General features: G+C 72.0%; 22 protein-coding genes. 9 read left to right on the top strand and 13 right to left on the bottom strand.

Features of this window, described 5'->3' with window-relative positions; translation table 11 throughout:
- Position 1: 1 nt before the first annotated feature.
- The 5 genes from ACFPM7_RS22580 to ACFPM7_RS22600 form a co-directional block, all read right to left on the bottom strand.
- Positions 2-703 (bottom strand): WXG100 family type VII secretion target, encoded by a 702-nt coding sequence (locus tag ACFPM7_RS22580; protein ID WP_378249713.1) that lies wholly within the window; start codon positions 701-703, stop codon positions 2-4.
- Positions 700-1,014, bottom strand: coding sequence for a type VII secretion target (locus tag ACFPM7_RS22585; protein ID WP_378249714.1), 315 nt, complete (start codon positions 1,012-1,014; stop codon positions 700-702). Before ACFPM7_RS22585 ends, ACFPM7_RS22580 begins: the two co-directional genes overlap by 4 nt.
- Positions 1,015-1,017: 3 nt before the next feature.
- On the bottom strand, positions 1,018-1,491 hold the full coding sequence (locus ACFPM7_RS22590) for a YbaB/EbfC family nucleoid-associated protein (RefSeq protein ID WP_378249715.1): 474 nt from the start codon (positions 1,489-1,491) through the stop codon (positions 1,018-1,020).
- Positions 1,492-1,547: 56 nt separating this feature from the next.
- Complete coding sequence (locus ACFPM7_RS22595; protein ID WP_378249716.1) at positions 1,548-3,662, bottom strand: alpha-galactosidase; 2,115 nt, start codon at positions 3,660-3,662, stop codon at positions 1,548-1,550.
- Between the two features lie 67 nt (positions 3,663-3,729).
- Positions 3,730-4,734 (bottom strand): TerC/Alx family metal homeostasis membrane protein, encoded by a 1,005-nt coding sequence (locus ACFPM7_RS22600; RefSeq protein ID WP_378249717.1) that lies wholly within the window; start codon positions 4,732-4,734, stop codon positions 3,730-3,732.
- A gap of 167 nt (positions 4,735-4,901) precedes the next feature.
- On the opposite strand from ACFPM7_RS22600, the gene ACFPM7_RS22605 reads away from it, so the two are divergent.
- The 4 genes from ACFPM7_RS22605 (at position 4,902) to ACFPM7_RS22620 (ending at position 12,417) form a co-directional block, all read left to right on the top strand.
- A complete protein-coding gene (locus tag ACFPM7_RS22605) occupies positions 4,902-5,462 on the top strand; it encodes an EF-hand domain-containing protein (protein ID WP_378249718.1) in 561 nt (186 codons plus the stop codon).
- A gap of 126 nt (positions 5,463-5,588) precedes the next feature.
- Positions 5,589-6,137 carry a hypothetical protein gene (locus ACFPM7_RS22610; protein WP_378249719.1) on the top strand — a complete coding sequence of 183 codons (549 nt, stop codon included), beginning with the start codon at positions 5,589-5,591 and terminating at the stop codon, positions 6,135-6,137.
- Positions 6,138-6,300: 163 nt separating this feature from the next.
- Positions 6,301-11,754, top strand: coding sequence for an ATP-binding protein (locus ACFPM7_RS22615; protein WP_378249720.1), 5,454 nt, complete (start codon positions 6,301-6,303; stop codon positions 11,752-11,754).
- A gap of 63 nt (positions 11,755-11,817) precedes the next feature.
- Positions 11,818-12,417: a hypothetical protein gene (locus tag ACFPM7_RS22620; RefSeq protein ID WP_378249721.1), complete on the top strand. Its 600-nt coding sequence runs from the start codon at positions 11,818-11,820 to the stop codon at positions 12,415-12,417.
- 5 nt (positions 12,418-12,422) lie between these two features.
- Here ACFPM7_RS22620 and ACFPM7_RS22625 read toward each other — a convergent pair whose 3' ends face one another.
- Together ACFPM7_RS22625 and ACFPM7_RS22630 are read right to left on the bottom strand one after the other, a co-directional pair.
- Positions 12,423-12,725, bottom strand: a complete 303-nt coding sequence (locus tag ACFPM7_RS22625) for a DUF3040 domain-containing protein (RefSeq protein WP_378249722.1) — start codon at positions 12,723-12,725, stop codon at positions 12,423-12,425.
- A gap of 59 nt (positions 12,726-12,784) precedes the next feature.
- Positions 12,785-13,768: an aldo/keto reductase gene (locus ACFPM7_RS22630; RefSeq protein ID WP_378249723.1), complete on the bottom strand. Its 984-nt coding sequence runs from the start codon at positions 13,766-13,768 to the stop codon at positions 12,785-12,787.
- A gap of 326 nt (positions 13,769-14,094) precedes the next feature.
- Between ACFPM7_RS22630 and rox the strand changes: the two genes are divergently transcribed.
- The gene (rox, locus tag ACFPM7_RS22635; RefSeq protein ID WP_378249724.1) at positions 14,095-15,510 is read left to right on the top strand and encodes a rifampin monooxygenase; all 1,416 of its coding nucleotides are present in this window, start codon (positions 14,095-14,097) and stop codon (positions 15,508-15,510) included.
- A 33-nt stretch (positions 15,511-15,543) separates the two neighbouring features.
- On the opposite strand, the gene ACFPM7_RS22640 is transcribed toward rox, so the two are convergent.
- Genes ACFPM7_RS22640 through kdpF form a run of 5 tightly spaced genes read right to left on the bottom strand, consistent with a single transcriptional unit; the run spans position 15,544 to position 22,312 of the window.
- Complete coding sequence (locus ACFPM7_RS22640) at positions 15,544-18,087, bottom strand: DUF4118 domain-containing protein (protein WP_378249725.1); 2,544 nt, start codon at positions 18,085-18,087, stop codon at positions 15,544-15,546.
- Positions 18,088-18,091: 4 nt separating this feature from the next.
- On the bottom strand, positions 18,092-18,619 hold the full coding sequence (locus tag ACFPM7_RS22645) for a potassium-transporting ATPase subunit C (protein ID WP_378249726.1): 528 nt from the start codon (positions 18,617-18,619) through the stop codon (positions 18,092-18,094).
- 5 nt (positions 18,620-18,624) lie between these two features.
- Complete coding sequence (gene kdpB / locus ACFPM7_RS22650) at positions 18,625-20,598, bottom strand: potassium-transporting ATPase subunit KdpB (protein WP_378249727.1); 1,974 nt, start codon at positions 20,596-20,598, stop codon at positions 18,625-18,627.
- A complete protein-coding gene (gene kdpA / locus ACFPM7_RS22655) occupies positions 20,595-22,217 on the bottom strand; it encodes a potassium-transporting ATPase subunit KdpA (protein ID WP_378249728.1) in 1,623 nt (540 codons plus the stop codon). Before kdpA ends, kdpB begins: the two co-directional genes overlap by 4 nt.
- A complete protein-coding gene (kdpF, locus tag ACFPM7_RS22660) occupies positions 22,217-22,312 on the bottom strand; it encodes a K(+)-transporting ATPase subunit F (RefSeq protein WP_378249729.1) in 96 nt (31 codons plus the stop codon). The genes kdpA and kdpF overlap by 1 nt, the downstream gene beginning before the upstream one ends.
- Before the next feature lie 350 nt (positions 22,313-22,662).
- Here kdpF and ACFPM7_RS22665 point away from each other — a divergent pair, with 350 nt between their 5' ends.
- Genes ACFPM7_RS22665 through ACFPM7_RS22680 form a run of 4 tightly spaced genes read left to right on the top strand, consistent with a single transcriptional unit; the run spans position 22,663 to position 25,850 of the window.
- Complete coding sequence (locus tag ACFPM7_RS22665) at positions 22,663-23,193, top strand: toxin-antitoxin system HicB family antitoxin (RefSeq protein WP_378249730.1); 531 nt, start codon at positions 22,663-22,665, stop codon at positions 23,191-23,193.
- A gap of 54 nt (positions 23,194-23,247) precedes the next feature.
- A complete protein-coding gene (locus tag ACFPM7_RS22670) occupies positions 23,248-24,105 on the top strand; it encodes a DUF4097 family beta strand repeat-containing protein (RefSeq protein ID WP_378249731.1) in 858 nt (285 codons plus the stop codon).
- Between the two features lie 15 nt (positions 24,106-24,120).
- On the top strand, positions 24,121-25,071 hold the full coding sequence (locus tag ACFPM7_RS22675; protein WP_378249732.1) for an ATP-binding cassette domain-containing protein: 951 nt from the start codon (positions 24,121-24,123) through the stop codon (positions 25,069-25,071).
- The gene (locus ACFPM7_RS22680; RefSeq protein ID WP_378249733.1) at positions 25,068-25,850 is read left to right on the top strand and encodes an ABC transporter permease; all 783 of its coding nucleotides are present in this window, start codon (positions 25,068-25,070) and stop codon (positions 25,848-25,850) included. Before ACFPM7_RS22675 ends, ACFPM7_RS22680 begins: the two co-directional genes overlap by 4 nt.
- A gap of 250 nt (positions 25,851-26,100) precedes the next feature.
- Here the strand turns inward: ACFPM7_RS22680 and ACFPM7_RS22685 are convergent, their stop codons facing one another.
- The gene (locus ACFPM7_RS22685) at positions 26,101-26,523 is read right to left on the bottom strand and encodes a hypothetical protein (protein ID WP_378249734.1); all 423 of its coding nucleotides are present in this window, start codon (positions 26,521-26,523) and stop codon (positions 26,101-26,103) included.

The raw sequence follows: 26,523 nt of genomic DNA on the forward strand, positions 1-26,523 counted from the left end.
CCTATCCGTCCAGCAGCAGGGAAAGGTTGGTGATGCTCTGCACGAGCGAGGTGGTGTAGTTGAGGATGCGGCCCGCCCACTTCGCCACCGCGGCGACGATCTGCGCGGCGATCACCGGGATAGTCACCACCAGCAGCGCCTCGACCGCCCACACGATCACCCTGGCGATCAGGTCGGCGATCAGGTCGCGGACGATCTCCCTGGTCATCTCGACCAGCCCGCCCGCGCCCTCGGTCGCCGCGGCCATGCCCGCCGAGACCGCCGCGAGCCCGCCGATGGCGTTGACGTTGTTGGCCATCAGCGACTGGTAGGAGTCGGCGGCGTCGCCGGTCCACCCGGGGAGGTCGCCGCCGAGGTGGGTGCCCAGGTCGGCGGACATGGCGTGCAGCTCGGTGGCCATGTTGTTCCAGGTCGCCGCGTGCGCGCGGACCACGTCGGGCATGCCGGTCAGCTCGTCGAGCACCTGGCGCAGCGGCTCGAAGTACTCCATCGCCCAGCCGAGCCCGTTGGCCAGCAGCGCGCTGAACGGGTCGATCACCGTGGCCGCGCCCTCGACGGCCAGTCCGGCGCCCGCGAGCGCGCCGCTGACCCAGTCCTCGCTCTTGATCGCGCTGACGAGGTCCTCGATGCCGTCGGCCAAGCTGGACCCGGTCCACGGGTCGCGCGTCGACTCGACCGGGGCGATGAGGGAGCCGTCGGTCATGGCATCTCCACCAGGCCGATCTGGTTCAGGCGGTCGGCTTCACCGTTGTCGACGGTGTCGTAGGCGTCCGCGCTCAGCTCCAGCTCGCGCGCGGCGATGTCGAGGTTCTCGGCGACGTAGGCGATCAGCTCGTCCTGCTTCTGGTGCCTGCCCTCCAGCACGGCCGAGATCCACCCGCACAGCAGTCCGTAGGCCTGGTCGTTCTGGCTGATGTTGCCGCTGGCCGCCTGCACGGCGGCGAAGCGGTCCCGGACAGCCTGCACGTTCTGCGCGTGGACGCGCAACTGCTCGATCTCGACCCGGAAGCCCATGCCTCACCCCCGGTAGCCGGAGAAGGGGTCGTAGTCCTCGTCGTCGGCCGCGTCCGCGCGCGGGCGGCGGGCCGGCGGCTCCTCGGGAGCGGCTCCGCCGAGATCGCGCCGCAGGTGCTGGTCGACGCTCTGCGCGATGGCCCGCGCGGCGGGGGATTCCGTGCCGACGGTCTCCTCGATGACCTCCCGCGACCGGTCGGCCAGTGCGGTGCGCGCCCGGCCGAGGGTCGACATGACCGCCTCCGCGACGACCTCGGGCGCGACCCTGCCGATGCGATCGGTGAGCGTGAGCCCGACGAGCGCGCCGGTGGAGTCGATGGTCACCTCGGCGAGCCCGTGCGGGTCGCTCTCGGTGATCCGCAGGTCTTGGAGCCGCTGCCGCATGGCCTCGGTGTCCTGGGCCATCTTGTCGATGCGCCCCTTCCACGCCGCCAGGTGCGCGCGCGCCCCATCCGGGTCGAGGATTGTCCCGTCCATGGATCAGCAGCCTAGGCGACAGCGGGCTGGTCGCGGGAGCAAAAGCCGGAGAGTGCCTACGTGCGCGTCGCCCGCAGCAGGACCAGGCGCTGCGGGTGGAGAACGGGCGCCTGGAGCACGCCCGCGTCCAACGCGCGTCCGGTCAGCGAGACGCCTCGCGGGGTCCACCACGGCAGCGGGACGCCCCAGTGGAAGGCGTTGCCGTCGGTGACGTCGCCGGGCGGCTGCGGCCGGACGCGGTAGACGGCGTCGGGGTCCAGTCCCGGCAGGCTGACCGGTCCGGGCGGATACAGCTGCGAGGTGGTCAGCGCGACGATCGCGTACAGCGCCTCCGATCCGTCCGCGGCCACCACGCCGTGCACCCGCAGGGCCGGGTCGGGGTGGTCGGCGTGCACCGCCGTGCCGGTGTGCAGCAGCCCGCGCACTTGCTTGTAGAGCGCCACCCACTCCCCCAGCCTGGCCCGCTCGCCGGGATCGGCCGTGGTGATGTCCCACTCGATGCCGAAGTGCCCGAACAGCGCGGTGCCCGCCCGGAAGTCGATCGGCAGCGCCCGCCCGGTGGTGTGCGCGGTGGGCGCGCCGACGTGGGTGCCCATCAGCTCCAGCGGGATGAGGGCGTTGGTCCAGCGCTGGATCTCCTGCCGCTCGGCGGCGTCGATGCAGTCCGACACCCACACCCGGTCGGTCCGCTCCAGGATGCCCAGGTCGACGCGGCCGCCGCCGGAGGAGCAGGACTCGATCTCGACGCCGGGGTGGCGGGCGCGCACTGCGTCCAGCAGCCGGTAGGCGGCCAGCGTCTGGCCGTGCACGCCGGCGCGCCCGGTGGGGCGGTGGCCCGCGTCGACGAGGTCGCGGTTGTGGTCCCACTTCAGGTAGGCGATGTCGTGGTCGCTCAGCAGCGCGTCGAGTTTGCCGAGGATGTGGGCGAACGCGGCCGGGTTGGCCAGGTCGAGCACCTGCTGGTGGCGGGCCCGGCGGGGCAGCCGGTCCCCGGCGGCCATGATCCAGTCCGGGTGCGCCCTGGCCAGCTCGGAGTCCTCGTTGACCATCTCCGGCTCCACCCACAGCCCGAACCGCATCCCGAGCCCGCTGACGTGCTCGATGATCGGCGCGAGTCCGCCCGGCCACGCCTCGGCCGAGACGTCCCAGTCCCCGAGCGAGGTCCGGTCGCTCCTGCGGGCGCCGAACCACCCGTCGTCCAGCACGAACCGCTCCGCGCCGACCTCGGCGGCGGCGTCGGCCAGCGCCTTGAGGCGGTCGAGGTCGTGGTCGAAGTAGACAGCCTCCCAGGTGTTGACCACGACCGGGCGGGGCGAGGTCGGGTGCGTGGGGCGGGCGCGGAGGTGGTCGTGGAAGCGGGCGGACACCTCGTCCAGACCGACGCCGTAGGCGGCGTACTGCCACGGGGTCGTGTACGTCTCGCCGAGGGCGAGGACCACTTCACCGGAGGCGAGGAGTTCTCCGGAGCCGAGCAGGGAGATTGAGTGGTAGGTGCGCTCGGCGATGGTCCTGTGGTTGCCGGACCAGGCCGTGTGCACCGCCCAGACCTCGCCGGCGCGGTTGCCGAATCCCGCCGTGCCCGCCGCCAGCAGGTAGGCGGCGTCGTACCCGGTGCGGCCGGTGCGGTTCTCCCTGGTGCGCAGGCCCTGGGTGAAGGGGGTGCGCACGGGGGCGCGCTCGCGGAGGTGGTGGCCGGTGAAGTCGAGCAGGTCGACGGCTGTGGGCGGAACGGGGAGGAAGAGGGTCAGAGCGTCCAGGGAGTAGGGGGCGTCGGCGTGGTTGGTCAGGGTGGCCCGCTGCCTGACCAGGCCCTGTTCGGTCAGCTCGATGGTGTGGACGAGCACCAGGCCCGCGTCGGCCGCCTCGGTGGTGAGGGTGTTGCCGGTGCGGGTGACGGAGCGGACCCGCATGGCCGGGGAGAAGTCCCGGCCCGCGCGGTTGCCCTGGAGGCCGGGGGTTCCCTGCCATCCGGCGGACTGTTCCGGGAGCACGGAGACCTCGACCTGGCCGTCCACCGAGAAGCCGATGGGGTGCGGGGTGGCCGCCAGGCGGAGGTCGTCGGTCGGCTCGCCCAGGTCTTGCCCCCAGTGCAGGACCCTGGGAAGGGTGTCGCCCGCGAGGTCGAGGACGAGGGCCACTCCGGCGGCCCGCAGCGCCACGATGTCGTTCATGCCCCCACCCTCGCTTAGTTAAGCAAGTGATGGAAGCGTCCCACGCGGCGGACTGGGCGGGGCGGCCCTAGCGCTGCTCGTCGGCGGGACGCTTGCTCGCGCGCAGCGACCCTGCCTTGGCCTTCACCGTCTTGTCATTGCGGGTCTTGACGAGGCTGGCGACGGTGACGATGGTGAGGACGCCGAGGATCACGCCGAGGCTGACGGGGGTGGCGATCTCGGGCACGCTCTCGGAGATGTCCACGTGCAGCCAGTGCAGGATCAGCTTCACGCCGATGAACGCCAGGATCAGGGCCAGGCCGGTCGACAGGTAGATCAGGCGGTCGAGCAGCCCCTTGACCAGGAAGAACAGGGCCCGCAGGCCGAGCAGGGCGAAAGCGTTGGCGGTGAAGACGATGAAGGGCTCCTCGGTGACGCCGAAGACCGCCGGGATCGAGTCGAGGGCGAAGAGCAGGTCCACGCCGCCGATGGCGACCAGGACGATGAGCAGCGGCGTGCCGATGCGCTTGCCGTTCTCCTTGGTGAACAGCTTGCCGCCGTCGTAGTCCGCCGAGATCGGGATGAAGCGGCGGGCGCCGCGCACGACGGCGTTGTTCTCGACGTCGGGGTCCTCGTCGCGGTGCCGGAAGAGCTGGACGGCGGTGAAGATCAGCAGGAGGCCGAACAGCAGGAACATGAACGAGAACAGCGACAGCAGGGTGGCGCCGAGGAAGATGAAGATGGCGCGCATGATCAGGGCGAGGACGATGCCGAAGGTCAGCACCTTGTGCTGGTGCTCCTCCTGCACGGCGAACGTCGTCATGATGATCACGAAGACGAAGAGGTTGTCCACCGACAGCGACTTCTCCACGATGTAGCCCGCGAAGTACTCGGTGCCGTACTGGTTGCCGTGGGCCATCCACATCCAGACGCCGAAGCCCACGGCGACCAGGATGTAGAACACCGACCACGCGGTGGCCTCGCCGAAGCCGACCTTGTGCGGACGAACGGCGGCGAGCACCAGGTCCACGGCGAGCAGCAGGACGACCAGGCCGATGGTCACGCCCCAGGTGAGCGCGTCGATCTCCAGCAAAACCGGTTCCAGCCTTCCGCTCGGTGACCGCGCCGCACCCGGGGGGCGGCGCGGAAGCCTCTGTCCGGATCATGCCTGATCGCCCGCCGCCACGCAGCGCGCCCGGCGGGCGCACCGAACGGGTGAGCCCCCTTGTCGGACCTGCAAGATCATCCGATGCTGGGGCGGTGACCCGGGACGACCTGCTCGCCACCAAGATCAGCCGCGGATTCGACCACCTGGACGCCGACGGTGACGGGTGGCTCGACGAGCGGGACCACGTCCTGATGGGCAGGCGGGTGGCCGAGGGGCTCGGGCACCCGGAGGGCTCGGACGCCGAGCGGCGCATCATCGACACCTACCTGCGGATCTGGCGCGAGGTGCACCTGCCGCACGTGACCGGCGGCGCGCGGGGCATCGCCCGCGCGGACTTCATCACCTCGACCAGCGCCCTCGCCGACGACCCCGCCGCCGCCTCCGCGACGCTCGGCGCGCTGGCCAGGTCGTTCCTGGAGATCGCCGACGTGGACGCCGACGGGGGCCTCACCCCCGCCGAGTTCCTGGCGTTCCAGCGCGGGCACTTCCCGAATCTGTCGGAGCCCGACGCCGCGGCCGCCTTCGCCCACCTCGACATCGACGGCGACGGGCGCATCTCGGCCGCGGAGTTCGAGGGCGCGATCATCGAGTACTGGACGAGCCGCGACCCGCAGGCACCCGGCAACAGCTGGCTGGGCACGGAAACGCCCTGACCAGGCATCCCTCCACAACAGACCGCACCCTACGTGCGGGTAACTTCTGCCTTACCAGTCAGTAACTCCAGTCGGTCCGCCGGAAACCCGGTGGCCCCTGCCCCGGCGTCCGGCCACACTCCAGCCATGCGCGTCGAGTTCCACCACGACCCCCGCGGCGAGGCCCTGACCCGGGTGGAGCGGGTCGACGGGGTCGTGCTGCTGATGCCGTCCTTCACCCGCAAATGGCGGGTCCCGCACGACATGGCGCACGCGGTGACCGAGCGCGAGCTGGGCATCGGCACCGGCGTCTTCGGGTGCGTCGCGGCCGGCGCCGTGTTCGACAACATGACCGTCGCCGACGGCAAGCCGAAGCGGACGGCCAAGGCGCACAGCGACCAGGTCCTCAAGTCCGCCGGACGCTCCCTCAACGTCGCCGAGATCCTCGCCGGGGCCCTGCACCACTTCGCCGAGCACCGCGAGCCCTTCTCCGCGGGCGTCGTGCGCTCCGCGTGGGGATCGATGGCCGAGACGCCTTTCCCGTGGCGCGACGGGGAGGTGGCCGCGGCGTTCACGACGCTGCGCGAGCTTGCAGACGAGTGGTCCTCGACTGACTCGCCGCTGACCTTCTCCTGGCCCGAGAAACTGCGCGCCGACCGTCCCGGATCGAGCAGAGTGCCGCTTGGCGTGCGGTGATGCCGATTCCGACATCCCGCTGACGTGCCACCCCCGGCCGTGATACTCGTGACGTTGTCCATCCGGGTGCCGCGCGTGTCAGGTGACCGGGCAGAGTGTGCACGCACCTGTTCGAGCACCACACCTGCTCGGGGCGACGTCACAGAAGGGAATGGTCGGTCGGATGTTCCGCCGTATCGCGATCGTCAACCGGGGTGAGGCCGCCATGCGGCTCATCCACGCGGCCCGGGAGTTGGCCGGGGAGACCGGGGCGCAGATCGACACGATCGCCCTGCACACCGACGTCGACCGTGGTGCCGCCTTCGTCCGCGAGGCCGATGTCGCCTACGACCTCGGCCCCGCCTCGGCGCGCCCGTACCTCGACCTGAAGGTGCTCAAGCAGGCGCTGCTGGCCACCGGCGCCGACGCCGCCTGGGTCGGCTGGGGCTTTGTCGCCGAGGACCCGGCCTTCGCCGCCCTCTGCGAGGAGATCGGCGTGACCTTCGTCGGCCCGAGCCCGGAGGCCATGCGCAAGCTCGGCGACAAGATCGGCGCCAAGCTGATCGCCGAGGAGGTCGGGGTCCCGGTCGCGCCGTGGAGCCGCGGCCCGGTCGAGTCGCTCGCCGCCGCCACCGCGGCCGCGGCGAAGATCGGCTACCCGCTGATGCTGAAGGCCACCGCGGGCGGTGGCGGGCGCGGCATCCGCGTCATCACCAGCGACGCCGACCTGGCCGACGCCTACGAGCGCACCAGTCAGGAGGCGGCCCGCGCGTTCGGCTCCGGCGTCGTGTTCCTTGAGCGCCTGGTCACCGGCGCCCGGCACGTCGAGGTGCAGGTCATCGCCGACGGCCAGGGCACGGCGTGGGCGCTGGGCGTGCGCGACTGCTCGGTGCAGCGGCGCAACCAGAAGATCATCGAGGAGTCGGCGTCGCCGGTGCTCAGCGCCGAGCAGACCGCCGACCTCAAGGCCTCGGCCGAGCGGCTGGCGATCGCGGTCGGCTACCGCGGCGCGGCCACCGTCGAGTTCCTCTACCACCCCGGGGACAAGGCGTTCGCGTTCCTGGAGGTCAACACCCGCCTGCAGGTCGAGCACCCGATCACCGAGTCGACCACCGGGTTCGACCTGGTCAAGGCCCAGCTGTGGGTGGCGTCGGGCAACAAGCTGGAGGGCGCGGCCCCCGTCGAGCGCGGCCACGCCATCGAGGCCCGCCTCAACGCCGAGGACCCCGACCGCGACTTCGCGCCGTCGCCGGGCCGCATCGCCCGCCTCGACCTGCCCGCCGGGCCCGGCATCCGGGTCGACACCGGTGTCAGCGAGGGCGACACCATCCCCGCCGACTTCGACTCGATGATCGCCAAGATCATCGCCTACGGCCGCGACCGCGACGAGGCGCTGGGCAGGCTGCGCCGCGCCATGGCCGACACCACCGTCGTCATCGACGGCGGCGCGACCAACAAGAGCTTCGTGCTCGACCTGCTCGACCAGCCCGAGGTGATCGACGCCTCCGCCGACACCGGCTGGATCGACCGCGTCCGCGGCGAGGGCCGCCTGGTGGCGCACCGCAACTCGGCCGTCGCCGTCGCCGCCGCCGCGATCCAGGCCTACGAGGAGGAGGAGCGCGCCGAGCAGCAGCGGCTGCTGTCCACCGCGTTCGGCGGCCGCCCGCAGGTGCGCCACGACTCCGGCCGCCCGCTGGACCTGAAGCTGCGCGGCGTCGCCTACCGGGTCCGCGTCTCCCGGGTCGGCGCGCGGCGCTTCCGGGTCGGCATCGAGGCGGGCGGGCAGTCCCGCGCCGCCGAGGTCGAGGTCACCCGCTTCGACCAGCACACTGGCCAGATCCAGGTCAACGGCGTCCGCCACCGCCTGCTCGTCGGCACGACCGGCCCCGTGGTCCTGGTGGAGGTCGACGGCGTCGCGCACCGCGTCAGCCGCGACGAGGGCGGCGTGGTCCGCTCCCCCGCGCCCGCGCTGGTCGTCGCCACCCCGGTCGCCGTGGGCGCCGAGGTGGAGGCCGGGGCCCCGGTCCTCGTGCTGGAGAGCATGAAGATGGAGACGGTGCTCCGCGCGCCGTTCGCCGCCCGGATCAAGGAGTGCGCGGTCGCGGTCGGCAGCCAGGTCGAGACCGGCGCCCCGCTGCTGCGGCTGGAGCCGCTGGCCGAGGGCGACACCGACGACGCCACCGAGGACGTCGCGGTGGAGCTGGACCTGGCCGAGCTGGCGGAGACCTCGCTCGCCGACCGCGTCCAGCGCGGCCTGCAGGACCTGACCGGCCAGCTGCTCGGCTTCGACATCGACCCGCAGGACGACGGCGGCGTGCTGCGCGACTACCTCGCCGCGCGCAAGCAGGCCGCCGAGACGGGCAGGCGCCCGCTGGCGGGCGAGGTCGCGCTGCTGACCGCCTTCGCCGACCTCGCCGAACTCAGCCGCAACCGGCCCGCCGGTGAGGACTTCCTCGGCGACGGCCACGTGCACAGCGCCCGCGAGTACTTCCACACCTACCTGCAGAGCCTGGACGTGGAGCGCTCCGGCCTGCCGGAGCGCTTCCAGGCGAAGCTGTCCAAGGCGCTGAGCCACTACGGCGTCACCAGCCTCGACCGCACCCCGGAGCTGGAAGCCGCGGTGTTCCGCATCTTCCTCGCGCTGCAGCGGGCCACCGCGGACGCGGGCGTCGTCGTCGCGATCCTGCGGACCTGGCTGGCCGAGCCCCCGGCCGACGAGGCGCTGCGCGAGACCGTCGGCCTCGCGCTGGAGGACCTGGTCCCGGCGACGCAGGTGCGCTTCCCGGTGGTCTCCGACCTCGCCCGCGGCGTCGTGTTCGCCTGGCTGGGCGTGCCGCTGCTGATCCGCAACCGGGCGCGCAGCTACGCCGAGGTCCGCGACCACGTGCGCTACCTGACGGCGAACCCGGAGGCGCGGGACCGCGAGGACCGCGTCGGGCGCATGGTCCGCACGACCGAGCCGCTGGTGCGCCTGCTCAGCCAGTACCTGGAGCGCAACACCCGCGACAACACGATCATGCTGGAGGTGCTGACCCGCCGCTACTACGGCAACAAGCGCCTGGTCGACGTCCGCACCAAGACCGTCGGCGAGCACGTGTTCGTGACCGCCGAGCGCACGGACTTCACCGTCGTGTCGACCGCCGCCCACTTCGACGGCCTCGGCGAGGCGCTGCGCGACCTGGCCGCCCTGGCCGCCGACACCGGGACGCTGGCCGCCGACATCTACCTCGCCTGGCGCGAGCAGCCGGAGGACCACGCGGCCCTGGCCGCGGCCGTCGCCGCCGTGGTGAGCGCGCACCCGCTGCCCGAGCAGGTCCAGCGGCTCACGCTCACCGTCGCCGGCCGCAGCGACTCGGTCATGCACCAGCACGTCACGTTCCGCCCGTCGGAGGCCGGGATGGCCGAGGACCGGCTGATCCGCGGCCTGCACCCCTACATCGCGCAGCGGATGCAGCTGGAGCGGCTGCGCGAGTTCGACATGACGCGCCTGCCCTCGGCCGACGAGGACGTGTACCTGTTCCACTGCGTCGCCAAGGAGAACCGCGCCGACGAGCGGATCGTGGCCTTCAGCCAGATCCGCGACCTGGTCGCCCTGCGCGACCAGGAGGGCCGCCTGGCCGCCCTGCCCACCGCCGAGAACACCCTGGCGACCTGCCTGGACTCGATCCGGCGCGCGCAGTCGCGGCGCTCGATGAAGGCGCGGTTCAGCACCAACCGGATCGTCGTCTACGTCTGGCCGGTCAGCGACATCACCGGCGCGGAGCTCTCGACGCTGGCCAAGCGCATCCTGCCGACCACGGCGGGCGCGGGCCTTGAGGAGATCGAGTTCATCCTGCGCCAGCGCGACGCCGCGGGCGAACTCGTGCGCATCGCGGTGCGGATCTCCTACGACGCGACCGGGAACCCGGAGCTGTCGGTCGGCGAGCCCACCGACACCCCGATCCCGCCGCTGGACGGCTACCGCCAGAAGGTGCTGCGCGCGGCCAGCCGCAACACGGTCTACCCGTACGAGATCACCGGCATGATCGGCGAGTTCGCCGAGTACGACCTGGACGACACCCACACCCTGGTCCCGGTGGACCGACCGAAGGGCCACAACACCGCGGCCATGGTCGCGGGCGTCGTGACGACCCCGACCGAACGGCACCCGCAGGGCGTCACCCGGGTCGTGCTCCTCGGCGACCCGACGGACTCCCTCGGCGCGCTCTCGGAGGGCGAGTGCCGCCGGGTGATCGCCGCGCTGGACCTCGCCGAACGCCTGTCGGTGCCCGTCGAGTGGTACGCGCTGTCGGCCGGTGCGCGGATCTCGATGGAGTCCGGCACGGAGAACATGGACTGGGTCGCGGCGGCGCTCAAGCGCATCGTGGAGTTCACCCAGGCGGGCGGCGAGATCAACCTGGTGGTCGCGGGCATCAACGTCGGCGCCCAGCCGTACTGGAACGCCGAGGCCACGATGCTCATGCACACCAAGGGCATCCTGGTCATGACGCCGGAGTCGGCGATGGTCCTCACCGGCAAGCAGTCGCTGGACTTCTCCGGCGGCGTGTCGGCCGAGGACAACTTCGGCATCGGCGGCTACGACCGCGTGATGGGCCCCAACGGGCAGGCGCAGTACTGGGCCCCTGACCTGGTCTCGGCCAGGGACCTGCTGATGTCGTACTACGACCACACCTACGTCGCGCCCGGCGAGTCCGGCCCGCGCCGGGTGGAGTCGAACGACCCGCGCGACCGCGACGTCACCGACTACCCGCACCAGGTGGCGGGCAGCGACTTCACCACCGTCGGGCAGATCTTCTCCGCGACCGACAACCCGGACCGCAAGAAGGCCTTCGACATCCGCACGGTCATGCGCGCGCTGTCCGACCAGGACCGGCCGGTGCTGGAGCGCTGGAAGGGCATGGCCGACGCGGAGACCGCCGTCGTGCAGGACGTGCACCTGGGCGGCATCCCGGTGTGTCTGCTGGGCATCGAGTCCCGCCCGGTGGACCGCCGCGGCTTCCCCCCCACCGACGGCCCGGACACCTACACCGCGGGCACGCTGTTCCCGCGGTCGTCCAAGAAGGTGGCGCGCGCGATCAACGCCGCCAGCGGCAACCGCCCGGTCGTGGTGCTGGCGAACCTGTCCGGTTTCGACGGTTCCCCGGAGTCGATGCGCAAGCTCCAGCTGGAGTACGGCGCGGAGATCGGCCGCGCGGTGGTCAACTTCGACGGGCCGATCGTGTTCTGCGTGATCTCGCGGTACCACGGCGGCGCGTTCGTGGTGTTCTCCAAGGCGCTCAACCCGAACATGACCGTCCTGGCGGTGGAGGGCTCCTTCGCCTCCGTCCTGGGCGGCGCGCCCGCCGCGGCGGTCGTGTTCACCCGCGAGGTGGCGGCCCGCACGGCGGCCGACTCCCGGGTCCGTGAGCTGGAGGCGCGCAGCGCCGCCGCCTCCGGCGCCGACCGGGCCGCGCTGACCGCGGAGCTGGACGAGGTCCGCGCCTCGGTGCGGGCGGAGAAGCTGAGCGAGGTGGCGGGCGAGTTCGACCGCATCCACAGCATCGAGCGCGCGGTGGAGGTCGGCTCGGTCGACGCCGTCGTCCGCGCGGCCGAGCTGCGCCCGCGGATCATCGAGGCGCTGGAGACCCGTCCAGCGTAGTGGTTCGAGCGGGGGGGCGGCGCCGTCGGCGCCGCCCCCCCGTTGTTCCGGTTGCCGTGCCGGGTGCCGCTCGGCCAGGGTGCGCGGACGGCTTCCACGACGCCACCGACCCGAGGCGGGACCGCTTCCTCTCCCGAGGTCAGCCTGCTGGCGGTCCACGACGCGCTGATCCGCCTCGCCGAGGTCTTCCTCGGCACCGACGACCTGCGCCTCTACTCCGCCGAGGCATGGGCGAGGTACACCGGCGCGGCCGCCGCCCCCACCTGGTACCCGCGCGCCGAGCCCGCTCGGCGAGACCACCAGTTCGCCCCCGCCGCGCCGCACCTCTACGACCACGAGGTTCCCGCCGTCGGACCAGCGGGCACGGTCGTCGCCTTCGAGCTGGGCACCTTCCACCGCGGCACCGCCCTCACCTGCCCGCGCGGCGCGCGCTACTCCTGTCACCTCAGCTTCCGGCCCAGCGCCAACGACTGGGGCCAGCGCGCCGCCTCGGCCAACCGCTCGCACAGCCCGGCCTGGCACCGCTTCGTCGAGCGGGCCGCGCCGCGCCAGCTCGCCCTCTTCGGCTTCCCGCCGCCCGGCCACCCGTTCTGGACGCCCGCGACCGTCAGCGGACTCGCCCTGCGCGACCCCGGGCTCGACGTCACGCCCTGGAAGCCCTGAGCCGCTCAGGTGGCGGGTGTCAGCGGATCGGGACGCTCCGGCTCGACGGGGGACTTGCGGGTGCTGGGAACAGCGGCGGCGACGGCGGAGGCCACCATCGCGACGAATGCCAGGAGCGGGCTGTCGATGAGCAGCCCGATGCCGGTCATCATCGCGCCGAAGGCCAGGAGGGTCGCGCGGACGCCGGGGTCGACGGGGTCGGGGACCGGGGTGAAGGCGTCGGCGAGGTCGCCGAGTTCCCCTCGGAGGTGCTGCTCGATGTCGTCGAGCTGGCGCTGCTCGTGTCTGCTGAGTCTGCGATCCGTCATCGGCCTCTCCTGACGTCCGTGCTCCCTCCCCAGCCGTACCCCCGCGCGGGCCCCGGTAATCAGGACCGCAGGCAGAGGTCGATCTGGGCCAGTTCGTCGCCGGCGAAGTCGAGGGCCTCGGTGGCGGCGACGGCGGCCTCGACCTCCTCGGGGGTCTGGGCGTGGACGACGACCGACGTGCAGCGGCGCAGCGCCCAGGCGATCGCCATCCCCGGCAGGCTCTGGCCCCTCCTGGCCGCGATCTCGTCCAGGGCGTGCACCGTGCGCAGGGTGCTCGGCACCGACGAGTCGACACCGCGGGTGGCCCCCGCGGGCGGGAAAGTGTCGTAGGTGAGGCCGGAGAGGTAGCGCTCGGCGAGCACGTCGTCGGCCAGCGGGGAGTGCGAGACCACGCCCGCGCCCGCTTCGGCGAGGGTGCCGAGCAGGTCGGCTTCCGGCCAGCGGTCCAGCAGCGAGTAGCCGAGCTGGTGGACGGTCAGCGGGGTGCCGAGGCCGTCGAGGATCTTCGCGGCCTCCCTCGTCTCGTCGGCCGGGTAGTCGGCGAGCCCGACGTAGAGCGCTTTGCCCTGGCGCACCACGTGGTCGAGGGCGGCCATGGTCTCCTCGACGGGCGTCCCGGCGTCGGGGCGGTGGTGGTAGAAGACATCGACGTAGTCCACCCCCAGCCTGCGCAGCGACGCGTCCAGCGCCGACACGATCCGCTTGCGCGACCCGCCCGCGCCGTGCGGCCCGTCGGACACCCGGGCGCCCGCCTTGGTGGAGATGGCCAGTTCGTCGCGGTGGCCTGCGAGGTCGCGGGCGAGGACGCGGCCGAGGTTGGACTCGGCGCTGCCGGGCGGAGGCCCGTGGTGGTCGGCGGTGTCGAAGTGCGTCACGCCGAGGTCGAACGCCCGGCGCAGCACCGACCGCTGGCGGCGCAGGTCGCTGTCCTCACCGAAGCTCTTGGACAGTCCCACCGAGACGGCCGGGAGCAGCAGGCCGCTGCGCCCTGATCTGCGGTGTGCCATCGCGGTGTGCCGCGCTTCGGACGCCAGGTAGGTCACTGCTCCCCCTTGGCGGGTGAGTGGGTAGGTACCGGGAGTGGCGATTCTTGCCACCCGGCATTGCCGCGTCAAGCCTCTCGACGCTGGATCGAGAAAGCGCTTCCCCGCAAGTCAGCGCGGGTGCGGGACCGGTTCCGGAGAGATCGGGGAAAGCGGGGGCGGCTGATGGGCCACACACCCCGTGTCTTCCCACTTCAACATATAGCGCACAGGGGGTCTTGCGGCAAGACCCCTGTGGTGCCTCAGAATCACCGGCCGTGACCAGTCGGCGGCGAGATCGCCGGGCCACGATCAGGGAAACGCACCTACAGCGAACAGGCGGTTTGATGGTTGACGTGATCGTCGTCGGAGCCGGGCCAACGGGTCTGATGCTGGCGGCCGAACTCCGGCTGCACGGACTGCGCGTGGTCGTCCTCGAACGCGACACCGAGCCCACCAAACAGGTCCGGGCGCTCGGACTGCACGTGCGCAGCATCGAGATCATGGACCAGCGCGGTCTGCTGGAGCGCTTCCTCGCCGAGGGCACCGAGTACCGCGTCGGCGGATTCTTCGCGGGCATCGACCGGCCATGGCCCGAGCACATGGACACCGCCCACGGCTACGTGCTCGGAATCCCGCAGACGGCGACCGAACGCCTTCTCACCGAGCACGCCGCCGAGGTGGGCGTGGAGCTGCGCCGCGGGCAGGAGCTGATCGGCCTCGACCAGGACGACGACGGCGTCACCGCCCACCTGGCGGACGGGAGCCTGCGCGCCCGCTACCTCGTCGGCTGCGACGGCGGCCGCAGCACGGTGCGCAAGCTGCTCGGCATCGCCTTCCCCGGCGAGCCCGCCAAGCACGAGACCCTGCTCGGCGAGATGGAGGCGACCACCCCGCTGGATGAGCTGACCGCGATCGTGGCCGAGATCCGCAAGACCCAGAAGCGCTTCGGCCTCGGCCCACTGCCCTCCGGCGGCTACCGGGTGGTGGTTCCTGCCGACGGGGTGAGCGAGGACCGGTCCGCGCCCACCCTGGAGGACTTCCGGACACAGCTGATCAAGACCGCGGGGACCGACTTCGGAGTGCACTCGCCGCGGTGGCTCTCGCGCTTCGGTGACGCCACGCGGCAGGCCGAGCGGTACCGGGTCGGTCGGGCGCTGCTGGCGGGGGACTCCGCGCACGTGCATCCGCCGACTGGGGGGCAGGGGCTCAACCTCGGTATTCAGGATGCGGTGAACCTGGGGTGGAAGCTCGCGGCCTCGGTGCGTGGGTGGGCGCCTGAGGGGCTGCTGGACACCTATGAGGCTGAGCGGCATCCGGTGGCCGCTGACGTGCTGAGCACTACGCGGGCGATGATGGAGCTGATGTCCACCGAGCCGGGGCCGCGGGCTGTGCGCGGGTTGTTCGCTGAGCTGGTGGAGTTTGATGAGGTCAACCGGTACTTGATCGAGAAGATCACGGCGGTGTCGGTGCGGTATGACTGTGGGGATGGGCATTCGTTGGTGGGGCGGCGGTTGCGGGATGTTCCGGTTGGGGATGGGCGGTTGTATGAGTTGATGCGGTCTGGGCGGGGGGTGTTGCTTGATCAGGCTGGGGGGTTGTCCGTTGGGGGGTGGGGGGATCGGGTTGATCGTGTGGTGGGTGCGGTGGGTGAGGTGGATGTTCCGGGGGTGTTGGTGCGGCCGGATGGGCATGTGGTGTGGGTGGGGGATGATCAGGGTGGGGTGGAGGTGGCGTTGGAGCGGTGGTTTGGGGCTCCGTGAGTTGAGGGGTGGGTCCGATGGGGTGAAGTCGCGCTATCCCGTCGGACCGGTGGCAGGAGGGTCGGGTTGGGCCGTCGGACCGGTGGTGGGGAACGGCGCGCTGGGGGGCGCGGCGGGGAGGGATATGACGATCGTCAGGCCGCCGCCGGGGGTGTCCTCGGCGTGGATCTCGCCGCCCATCGCTTCGGTGAAGCCCTTGGCGACGCTGAGTCCCAGGCCGGTGCCGGGGGTGGCCGAGCGGTCGCCCAGGCGTTGGAAAGGGGCGAAGGCGGTGTCGGCGCTCTTCTTGGGCAGGCCGGGGCCGTGGTCCACGACGCGTAGTTCGACTCGGTCGGCGTGGGTGTCGGCGCGGACGGTGACCGGTGAGTGGGCGTGGCGGAGGGCGTTGTCGATGACGTTGGCGACCACGCGTTCCAGGAAGCCGAGGTCGGCCAGCACCGGGGGCAGGTCTTCGGGGACGTCGGTGGTGACGGTCTGGTGGTCGAGGCCGCGCAGGGCACGGGCCACCACCTCGTCGTAGGTGATCGGGCGCAGGGCTGGGACGACGGTGCCGGTGGCCAGGCGGGAGGAGTCGAGGAGGTTGTCGACCAGGGCGGTGAGGCGGTCGGCGGATTCCTCCGCCGCGGCCAGCAGTTCGGCGGTGTCCTCTGCCGAGAGGGGGAGGTCGGGGTCGCGCAGGCTGCCGACGGCGGCCTTGATGGAGGTCAGTGGGGTGCGCAGGTCGTGGCCGACGGCCGAGAGGAGCGCTGTGCGCAGTTCGGTGGCCTCGGCGCGGCGTTCGGCGGCGGCGGTGTCGGCGGCCATGCGTTGTTGGCGCAGGGCCAGCAGGGCTTGGCCCGCGGCGGCCTCCAGAACCCGCTGGTCGGCGGCGGGTAGTGGTCTGCCGCGCAGCGCCAGGTGCACGTCGGCGGTGACCGCGACAGCGGCGTCGGCTTCCTCGGGGCGGTCGCACGGCTGCTCCCCCGTGCAGGCGATGCGCTCCCACCGGCCGTCCTGGCGTTCCAGCAGGGCGACGGACTCCAGGCCGAAGTTCTCCTTGACCTTCTCCAGCAGCCGGTCCAGCGGGCGGGGGGCGGTCAGCACGGTGCGGGCGTAGGAGGCGAGCAGGGACGCCTCGGTGCGTGCCCTGGCCGCCTGCTCCCCCAGGCGCGCCGCGCGGTCCACCACGAGCGCGACGAGCACCGCGACCACGACCATGGCGCCGAGCGTGATCAGGTTCTCCGGGGTCGCGACGGCCAGGCTGTGGAAGGGCGGGGTGAAGAAGAAGTTCAGCAGGCCCGCGCCGAGGAACGCGGCCAGCAGGGCGGGGCCCAGCCCGCCGACCACGGCGGCGGCGACGGTGGCCAGCAGGAAGGCGACGACGTCGGCCGAGTACTCCACGTCCCGCTGCCACAGCAGCCCCAGCGCGGTGACGAGGGCGGGCAGCCCCACCGCCACCGCCCAGCCCGCGGCCCTGCGCCTGCCGCTGAGCGCATCGGCCTCGCCGTGCCGCCGTGGGCCGCGGCGCGCTTCGGCGTGGGTGACCATGTGCACGTCGATGGCGCCTGAGCGCCGGACGACGGCCGCGCCGATGCCTTCGTCCACCGCCCGCGCCAGCCGCGAGCGCCGCGAGGTGCCGAGCACGAGTTGGGTGGCGTTGACCCCGCGGGCGAACTCCAGCAGCGCCGCGGGCACGTCGTCGCCCACGACGGTGTGGAAGCTCGCGCCGAGGTCGTCGGCGATGCGGCGGCAGGTCGCGACCTGCTCGGGCGGGGCGCCGGCGAGCCCGTCGCCGCGCAGCACGTGCACCACCATCAGGTCCGCGCCCGCGCGCTGGGCGATCCGGCGCGCGCGGCGGATCAGGGTCTCGCTCTCGCCGCCCCCGGTGATCGCCGCGACGACCCGCTCCCTGGCCTCCCACGTCTCGGTGATGTCCTGCTCAGCGCGGTAGCGGCGCAGCGCGACGTCGACCTGGTCGGCCACCCACAGCAGGGCCAGCTCGCGCAGCGCGGTGAGGTTGCCCTCGCGGAAGTAGTTGCCCAGCGCGGCGTCGATCCTGTGCGCCGGGTAGACGTTGCCGTGCGCGAGCCTGCGCCGCAGCGCCTGCGGGGTGAGGTCGACCAGCTCGATCTGGTCGGCGCGGCGCACCACCTCGTCGGGCACCGTCTCCTGCTGGCGCGCGCCGGTGATGCGCCGGACGACGTCGTTGAGCGACTCCAGGTGCTGGATGTTCACAGTGGACAGGACGTCGATGCCCGCGGCGAGCAGCTCGTCGACGTCCTGCCAGCGCTTGGCATTGCGCGAGCCCGGCGCGTTGGTGTGCGCCAGTTCGTCCACCACGACCACCTCCGGCGCGCGGGCGATGATCGCGTCAACGTCCATCTCGGCCACGGTGACGCCGCGGTGGTGGAACCGCTTGCGGGGCACTATCTCCAGGCCGGTCAGCAGCTCCTCGGTCTTGGCCCGGCCGTGGGTCTCCACCACGCCGACGACGACATCGGTGCCGCGCCCGCGCCGCCGGTGCGCCTCGCCCAGCGCGGCGAAGGTCTTGCCGACGCCGGGCGCGGCCCCGAGGTGGATGCGCAGCTCTCCCCGCACCGCGTCAGCCCGCCGCGGCGAGGGCGCGGTTGAGCGCCGTCACGTTGACCGTCGTGGTGAAGACCCCGCCCGTGTGCGCGGCGACCAGGTCGCGGACCCGCTGCTCGGGCAGTCCGGTGGCGCGGGCGACCCTCGGGACCTGGATCGCGGCGTACTCGGGGCTGATGTGCGGGTCGAGGCCGGACGCCGACGCGGTCACCGCGTCGAGCGGCACCGCGGACTCAGCGACCCGCTCGCGCCGGGCGACTTCGGCACGGCGCTCAGCGACGACCTCGTCGTAGTCCGGGTTCAGCTCGCCCTTGTTGGACCCGCCGGAGGCGGGCAGGGTCGCCGTGGACGGCCGGGTGTGGAACCACTGGTCGCCCTCCCGGTCGACCCCGACGAGCGTGGTGCCGACGGCCTCGGCGTTGGCGTGCAGCCCGGGCAGGCGGGTCGTGGCCCACACCGCGGCCGGGTAGAGCACCCCGGTGATGACGGTGAGCACGAGCAGGACGCGCAGCCCCGCGGCGGCTTGCTTGGCGAAGGTGGACATCGGGGTCACCCAATCCCGGGGATGAGTCGGACGAGCAGGTCGATCAGCCAGATGCCGAGGAACGGCGTGACGACACCGCCGAGCCCGTACACCAGCAGGTTGCGCCGCAGCAGCGCCGAAGCGCTCGACGGACGGTAGCGCACACCGCGCAGGGCCAGCGGGATCAGCGCGACGATGATCAGCGCGTTGAACACCACAGCCGACAGGATCGCCGACTCCGGGGTCGCCAAACCCATCACGTTGAGGCCACCGAGCTGCGGATAGATGGCGGCGAACATCGCGGGCAGGATCGCGAAGTACTTGGCCAGGTCGTTGGCGACGCTGAACGTGGTCAGCGCGCCGCGGGTGATCAGCAGCTGCTTGCCGATCTCCACGATCTCGATGAGCTTGGTCGGGTCGGAGTCCAGGTCGACCATGTTCCCGGCTTCCTTGGCCGCCGAGGTGCCGGTGTTCATCGCGACACCGACGTCGGCCTGGGCCAGGGCGGGGGCGTCGTTGGTGCCGTCACCGGTCATCGCGACCAGCCGCCCACCCTCCTGCTCCTGCCGGATCAACGCCATCTTGTCCTCGGGCTTGGCCTCGGCGAGGTAGTCGTCCACCCCGGCCTCGGCGGCGATGGCCCGCGCGGTCAGCGGGTTGTCACCGGTCACCATGATGGTCCGGATGCCCATGGACCGCAGCTCGGCGAACCTCTCGGAGATGCCCGGCTTGACCACATCGGACAGCCGGATGACGCCGAGCACGGCGTCGCCGTCGGCCACCACGAGCGGGGTCCCGCCATCCTCCGAGACCTCGTCGACGACGGTCCGCACCTCGGGCGCGAGGTCGAACCCGCCCGCCGCCCCCTTGCGGATGCTGCGCCCGCCGATGTCGACGCCGCTCATCCTGGTCTGCGCGGAGAACGGGACGAACACGCCTGCCTTCTCCGCCTCGGAGGTCGTCGCGGGCAGGCCGTGGCGCTCGGCGCACAGCTCGACCACGCTGCGCCCCTCCGGGGTGCCGTCGGCCAGGCTGGACAGCCGTGCGGCCTCGGCGAGGGCGGCCACGTCGACGCCGGGCGCGGGGATCAGCTCGGTCGCCCTGCGGTTGCCCCAGGTGATGGTGCCGGTCTTGTCCAGCAGCAGGGTGTCGATGTCGCCGGCGGCCTCGACCGCCTTGCCGGAGGTGGCGAGCACGTTGCGGCGCACGAGCCGGTCCATGCCCGCGATGCCGATGGCCGAGAGCAGTGCGCCGATCGTCGTCGGGATGAGGCAGACCAGCAGCGCGGCCAGCACGATCACCGACTGCTCGCCGCCGGAGTAGACGGCGAACGGCTGCAGCGCGACCACGGCGAGCAGGAAGATGACCGTCAGCGTGGAGAGCAGGATCGTCAGCGCGATCTCATTCGGCGTCTTCTGCCGCTCGGCGCCCTCGACCAGGGCGATCATCCGGTCCACGAAGGTCTCGCCGGGCTTGGCGGTGATCTTGACGACGATCCGGTCGGACAGCACGGTGGTGCCGCCGGTGACCGCTGACCGGTCGCCGCCGGACTCACGCACCACCGGGGCGGACTCGCCGGTGATGGCCGACTCGTCCACCGTCGCGATGCCCTCGACCACATCGCCGTCGCCGGGGACCAGCTCACCGGCCTCCACGACGACCAGGTCGCCGACGCGCAGATCGGTGCCCGCCACGCGTTCTTCGGTGCTGTCTCCGCGCAGGCGGCGGGCGACGGCGTCGGTCTTGGTCTTGCGCAGCGAGTCGGCCTGGGCCTTGCCGCGGCCTTCGGCGACGGCCTCGGCGAAGCAGGCGAACAGCGCGGTCAGCCAGAGCCAGGCGGCCACCGAGATGGTGAACACCGACGGCTCGCCGATCGCGAGCACGGTCACCAGCACGGAGCCGACCCACACGACGAACATGACGGGGTTGCGCAGCTGGTGGCGCGGGTGGAGCTTGCGCAGGGCGTCCGGGGCGGACGCCAGCAGCGGACGAGTGGTCACAGCATGGCCTCCGCGATGGGACCGAGGGCGAGGGCGGGGACGAAGGTGAGGGCGGCGACGAGCACGACCGCGCCGCCCAGCAGCGCGGCGAACAGCGGCCCGGTGGTCGGCAGCGTGCCTGCGGTGACGGGTGCTTTCGGCTGCTCGGCCAGGGAACCGGCCAGCGCCAGCACGGCGACGATCGGCAGGAACCGTCCGATGAGCATGCAGACGCCCAGCGACGCCTGGAACCAGTCGGAGGTGACCGTGATCCCGGCGAACGCGCTGCCGTTGTTGTTCGACGCCGAGGCGTAGGCGTAGAGGATCTCGGACAGGCCGTGCGCGCCCGGGTTGTTCAGGGCGGCGGCAGTGCCGGGCAGCACGGCGGCGGTCCCGGCCCCGATGAGCAGCACCGCGGGCATGGCCAGGAGGGACACCGCGGCGGCGGTCACCTCGCGGCGGCCGAGCTTCTTGCCCAGGTACTCCGGCGTGCGGCCGACCATCAGCCCGGCGAGGAACAGGGCGATGACCGCCATGACCAGGATGCTGTAGAGACCGGTGCCGACGCCGCCGGGCGTCATCTCCCCGAACAGCATGTTGAGCAGCGCGCCACCGCCGCCGAGGCCGGTGTAGCTGTCGTGCATGGAGTTCACCGCGCCGGTCGAGGTCCCGGTGGTGGCGTTGGCGAACAGCGCCGACGCCGGGACGCCGAAGCGCAGCTCCTTGCCCTCCAGCGGCCGCAGCCCGCTCGCCTCGGCCGCCCAGATGAGCGCCAGCATCGCCGACCAGATCGCGCCCATGACGCCGAGCAGGACGTAGCCCTGCTTGCGCTCCCCCACCAGCGTGCCGAAGGTGCGGGTCAGCGAGACCGGGATGACCGTCAGCAGGAAGATCTGGATGAGGTTGGACCAGGAGTTGGGGTTCTCGAAGGGGTGCGCGGAGTTGGCGTTGAAGACGCCGCCGCCGTTGGTGCCCAGCAGCTTGATCGCCTCCTGGCTCGCCGTCGGGGCCTGCGCGACGGTCTGGCCGTCGACGGCGACACCGGACTGGAGGCTCATCGTCACCCCGGTGATCACCAGCACGACGGCGAAGGCGAACGCGATGGGCAGCAGCACGCGCAGGGTGCCGCGCACCAGGTCGACCCAGAAGTTGCCGAGCCGGTCGGTGCGGGTGCGGACGAACCCGCGCACCAGCGCCATCGCGACCGCGAGGCCGACGGCGGCGGAGACGAAGTTCTGCACCGTCAGGCCGACCATCTGCACCGTGTGCCCCATGACCGTCTCCGGCACGTAGGACTGCCAGTTCGTGTTGGTCACGAAGCTGACGGCGGTGTTGAACGCCATCCCGGGCGGCACATCGCCGCGGCCGAAGGCGAACGGCAGCAGGGATTGCAGTCGCTGCACCAGGTACAGCAGGACGATGCCCGCCAAGGAGAAGCCGAGCACGCCGAACGCGTAGGTCGTCCAGCGCTGCCCGGCGTCCGGGTCGATGCGGCCGAGCCGGTAGACGGCCAGCTCGGCCCTGGTGTGCTCCTTGGCCGAGAACACCCGCGCCATGTGGTCGCCGAGCGGGCGGTAGGCCAGCGCCAGCGCGCCCAGCAGGATGCCGACCTGCGCCAGACCGGCGGCGGTGGGCGACATCAGAACTTCTCCGGTTTCACCAGCGCGATGACCAGGTAGACCAGCAGCCCCAGCGCCACGACGCCGCCGACCGCGTTCGCGACGACCCCGCTCACCTGCGCTCCAGTCCGCGCACCGCCAGCACGAGCACCACGAAAACCCCTATCAGCAGCAACGCGTAGGCCAGGTCGGCCATGACGCGCTCCCTTCCGCTACATCCGAGTGACTCCGACGCTGGGAGCGTGCCGCGCCCGCGGTCACCGTCCGCGACACCTGACGGCTCCTTGACACCCAGGCGGCGGACCTTTACGCGGTCTTGATGGCGGTGAGACGCCCGCCTCACTCGTCCGTGGGGAGCAGCTCACGGTGCGTGGACTGTTGGCACTCCGCGCGGGGTTGCCCCCTACGGCACCCCGAGGAGCCATTCAGGGTTGCTGTGGCACCAAACGTGTGCCACAGTGGTGCCATGGATCTGACGCCCTACGTCGACACCGTCCGCCGGGAACTCGCCATCGCCGCCGAAGCGGGCGGGGACGATGCCCGAGCGCTCGCCGAGCGCCTGACCGCACCGCTGGCGTCGGCCATCCGACTCACCCTGCTCGATGCCCTCTCCGCAGCCGCGGACGAGATCACCCGCGACCTCGCGCCCGGGTCGGTCGAGGTCCGCCTGCGGGCGGGCGAAGCGACCTTCGCGGTCACCCCCGCACCTGCCGAGCCGGCGGCACACTCTGTGGCACCACCCGTGGCACCATCCGTGGCACCACCGGAGCCAGAGGAATCCGCAGGCGACGAGGACGGGGTCATGGTGCGCATCAACCTGCGGCTGCCCGAGCACCTCAAGGCCCGCATCGAGGAGGCCGCCGCCGAGCGCGGCCGGTCGGTCAACGCCTGGATCGTCCGGGCGGCGAGCGCCGCGCTGACCTCCGCGAGCACACCGCCGCCCGCCGTCTCCAGCGGCACCCGCACCTCCCAGCGCTACACCGGCTGGGTCCGCTGACCTAGCCGCCTGACCAGCACAAACACCACCAAGACCACATCCGAGGGGACAGCCATGCCTTCTTTCGCCACGCCCGGACCCATCACCGCGCACCTGGAGCCCGCCGTCGGGCTCGTCACGGTGATCGCGAGCGACCGCGCCGACACCGTCGTCGAGGTCCGCCCGACCGACCCCACCAACCCCTCCGACGTCCGCGCCGCCGAGCAGACCACCGTGGAGTTCTCCGGCACCACGCTCACCGTGAAGGGACCGCGCCGGGGCGCGCTCGACTTCTCCAACAAGACCCGCTCAATCGACGTCACCGTCGAGCTGCCCACCGGCTCGCGGGTCGAGGGCGGCGCCGGTGTCGGCGACCTGAACACCGCGGGCAGGCTCGCCGAGTGCCGCTACAAGTCCGGCGCGGGCAAGCTCGTGCTGGAGCACGTCGCCGAGCTGAACGCCGCCACCGGGGCAGGCGACATCGTGGTCGAGCGCATCGACGGCAACGCCGAGCTGACCACCAGCTCGGGGCAGGTGCGCCTCGGCGCGGTCGCGGGCGGCGCGGTCGTCAAGAACTCCAACGGCACCACCACCATCGGCTCGGTCGGCGGACCGGTGCGGGTGCGCTCGGCCAACGGCGACATCGTCGTCGAGCACGCCGACGGCTCCGTCGAGGCCAAGACGGCCAACGGCGCGGTGCGGGTCCTCGACGCCGTGCGCGGCGCGCTCTCCCTGGAGACCGCCATGGGCGAGATCGAGATCGGCATCCACGAGGGGTCGGCGGCCTGGCTGGACGTGAAGACCCGCTTCGGCCACGTGCGCAACGAGATGGCCGAGTCGACGTCGCCGGACGAGACGGTCGACAAGCTGGAGGTCCACGCCGCCACGTCCTTCGGCGACATCGTCATCCGCCGCGCCATCCGCCGCTCCTGACCTGAGGGGACCACCATGAGCACACCCGCCATCACCGCGCGCGGACTGCGCAAGTCCTACGGCTCGCAGGCCGTGCTCGACGGCATCGACCTGGATGTCGCGCCCGGCACCGTGTTCTCCCTGCTCGGCCCCAACGGGGCGGGCAAGACGACCACCGTCAACATCCTGTCCACGCTCATCAGACCGGACGCGGGCACGGTGTCGGTCGCGGGCCACGACCTGGCGACCGACCCCGACGGCATCCGCACCGCCATCGGCCTGACCGGCCAGTTCTCCGCGGTCGACACCCTGCTGACCGGCGCCGAGAACCTCCAGCTCATGGCGGACCTGCACCACCTGCCCCGCCGCGAGGGCCGGGCGCGGGCCGCCGAGCTGCTGGGCCGCTTCGAGCTGACCGAGGCCGCCGGGAAGACCCCGGCGACCTACTCCGGCGGCATGCGCCGCAAACTCGACCTGGCGATGACCCTGGTCGGCGACCCCGCGGTGATCTTCCTGGACGAGCCGACCACCGGACTCGACCCGCGGAGCAGGCGCACGATGTGGGACATCATCCGCGGCCTGGTCGCCGATGGGGTGACGATCTTCCTCACCACCCAGTACCTGGAGGAAGCCGACCAGCTCGCCGACCGCGTCGCCGTCCTCGACGGCGGCCGCGTCGTCGCCGAGGGCCGACCGGACGAGCTGAAGCGCCGCGTACCGGGCGGCCACCTCCGCCTGCGCTTCGCCGACCCCACCGCGCTGCACCGCGCCGCCGACCTGTTCGCCGGGTCCACTCCGGACACCGAGGCCCTGGCCCTGCGCGTCCCGACCGACGGCACCGTCCCCGCCCTGCGCGCGGTCCTCGCCCAACTCGACGCCTCCGCCGTCCCGGTCGACACCCTCACCGTCCACACCCCCGACCTCGACGACGTCTTCCTCAGCCTGACCGGTCAGCGGACCGGCCCTACCCGGGAGCTGGTCCCATGACCACCATGTCCTTCGCGGTACGCGACTCCACGACGATGCTGCGCCGCAACCTGCGCAGGATGCAGCGGTACCCGTCGCTGACCATCATGCTGCTGGCCCAGCCGATCCTGTTCCTGCTGCTGTTCGGCTTCGTCTTCGGCGGCACCCTGGGCAACGGGATCGGCGGGGGGCGGTCGGAGTACATCGGGTACATGACCCCGGCCATCCTGCTGATCACCGTCGCCAGCGCGGCACTCGGCACCGCGGTGTCGGTCGCGATGGACATGACCGAGGGAATCATCGCGCGGTTCCGGACGATGGCCATCAGCAAGGCTTCCGTGCTCGCCGGGCATGTGATCGGGACCGTGATTCAGACCGTGCTCGGGCTGGCGGTGGTGACGGGGGTGGCGTTGCTGGTGGGCTTCTCGCCCAGCGCCGGACTGCTGGGGTGGCTGGGGACCGCCGGGTTGCTGCTGCTGGTGACGGTGGCGCTGACGTGGGTGTCGGTGGGGTTCGGTCTGGCGGCCAAGTCGGTGGAGACGGCGAGCAACACGCCGATGGTGTTCATGCTGCTGCCGTTCCTTGGAAGTGGGTTCGTGCCGACGGACTCGATGCCTGGGTGGTTGCGGGTGTTCGCTGAGCACCAGCCGTTCACTCCGGTGATCGAGACTATGCGGGGGATGTTGTTCGGGACTCCTGTGGGGGACAGTGTTTGGTGGGCTTTGGGGTGGTGTGTGGTGTTGACCGTGGTGGGGTATGCGTGGTCGAAGTCGTTGTATGCGAAGGAGAGGACTCGGTAGGTCCTGTTCGCAGGGGCCCCGCCGAGGCGAATCCACCCCATCGGACACTTGGCAGGGAGCTGAAGCCTTGAGCCGGCCGGCCAAACCAGCTCACACCGCTACCGCCAACCGCCTGCCCAAGCCCTGCCACCCACCAACCACTCCCCCATCCAGCCCAAACCACATCCACCCACACATCAGCCCCGCCCCACCGACACTTCGGCAGGGCGGGGCTGATCACCCGGCAGGCCTCGCCCACCGAGCCACGAACTCACGTGTTGCGGCACCGTTCCAGCATCTTCTTGAACCATTCGTCGCGCTGGGGGGTGTCCGGCTTGGTGTCCAGGTACCGGCCTGCCGCGTCCGTGCAGGTGGCCAGGTCGTCCCGTTCGGACTCCAGGGATGACGTGCGGCTCTTGGCCTTGGTCAGGTCGCTCTGGGCGGCTTCGGCCTTGGTCTCGGCCTGCTCCAGGCGGTCGTTCGCCCGGGTGAGGTCCGCTTCGGCGGTGGTCTGGGCCGAGGTGAGGCGGTCGGCCTCGGATTGGGCGTTGAAGTAGAAGACGGTGAACAGGACCGCGGCTACGGCGACCACGACGGCCAAGACCGCGAGGGTGATGACGGGGGTCTTGCTTCGGGGGGCCTGCTGCTGAGGCGCGGGGGGCTGGGCGGACCAGCTCTGGGTGGGGTAGGTCAT

Source organism: Actinokineospora guangxiensis (assembly GCF_042657845.1).
In the GTDB taxonomy this organism is placed as follows: domain Bacteria; phylum Actinomycetota; class Actinomycetes; order Mycobacteriales; family Pseudonocardiaceae; genus Actinokineospora; species Actinokineospora guangxiensis.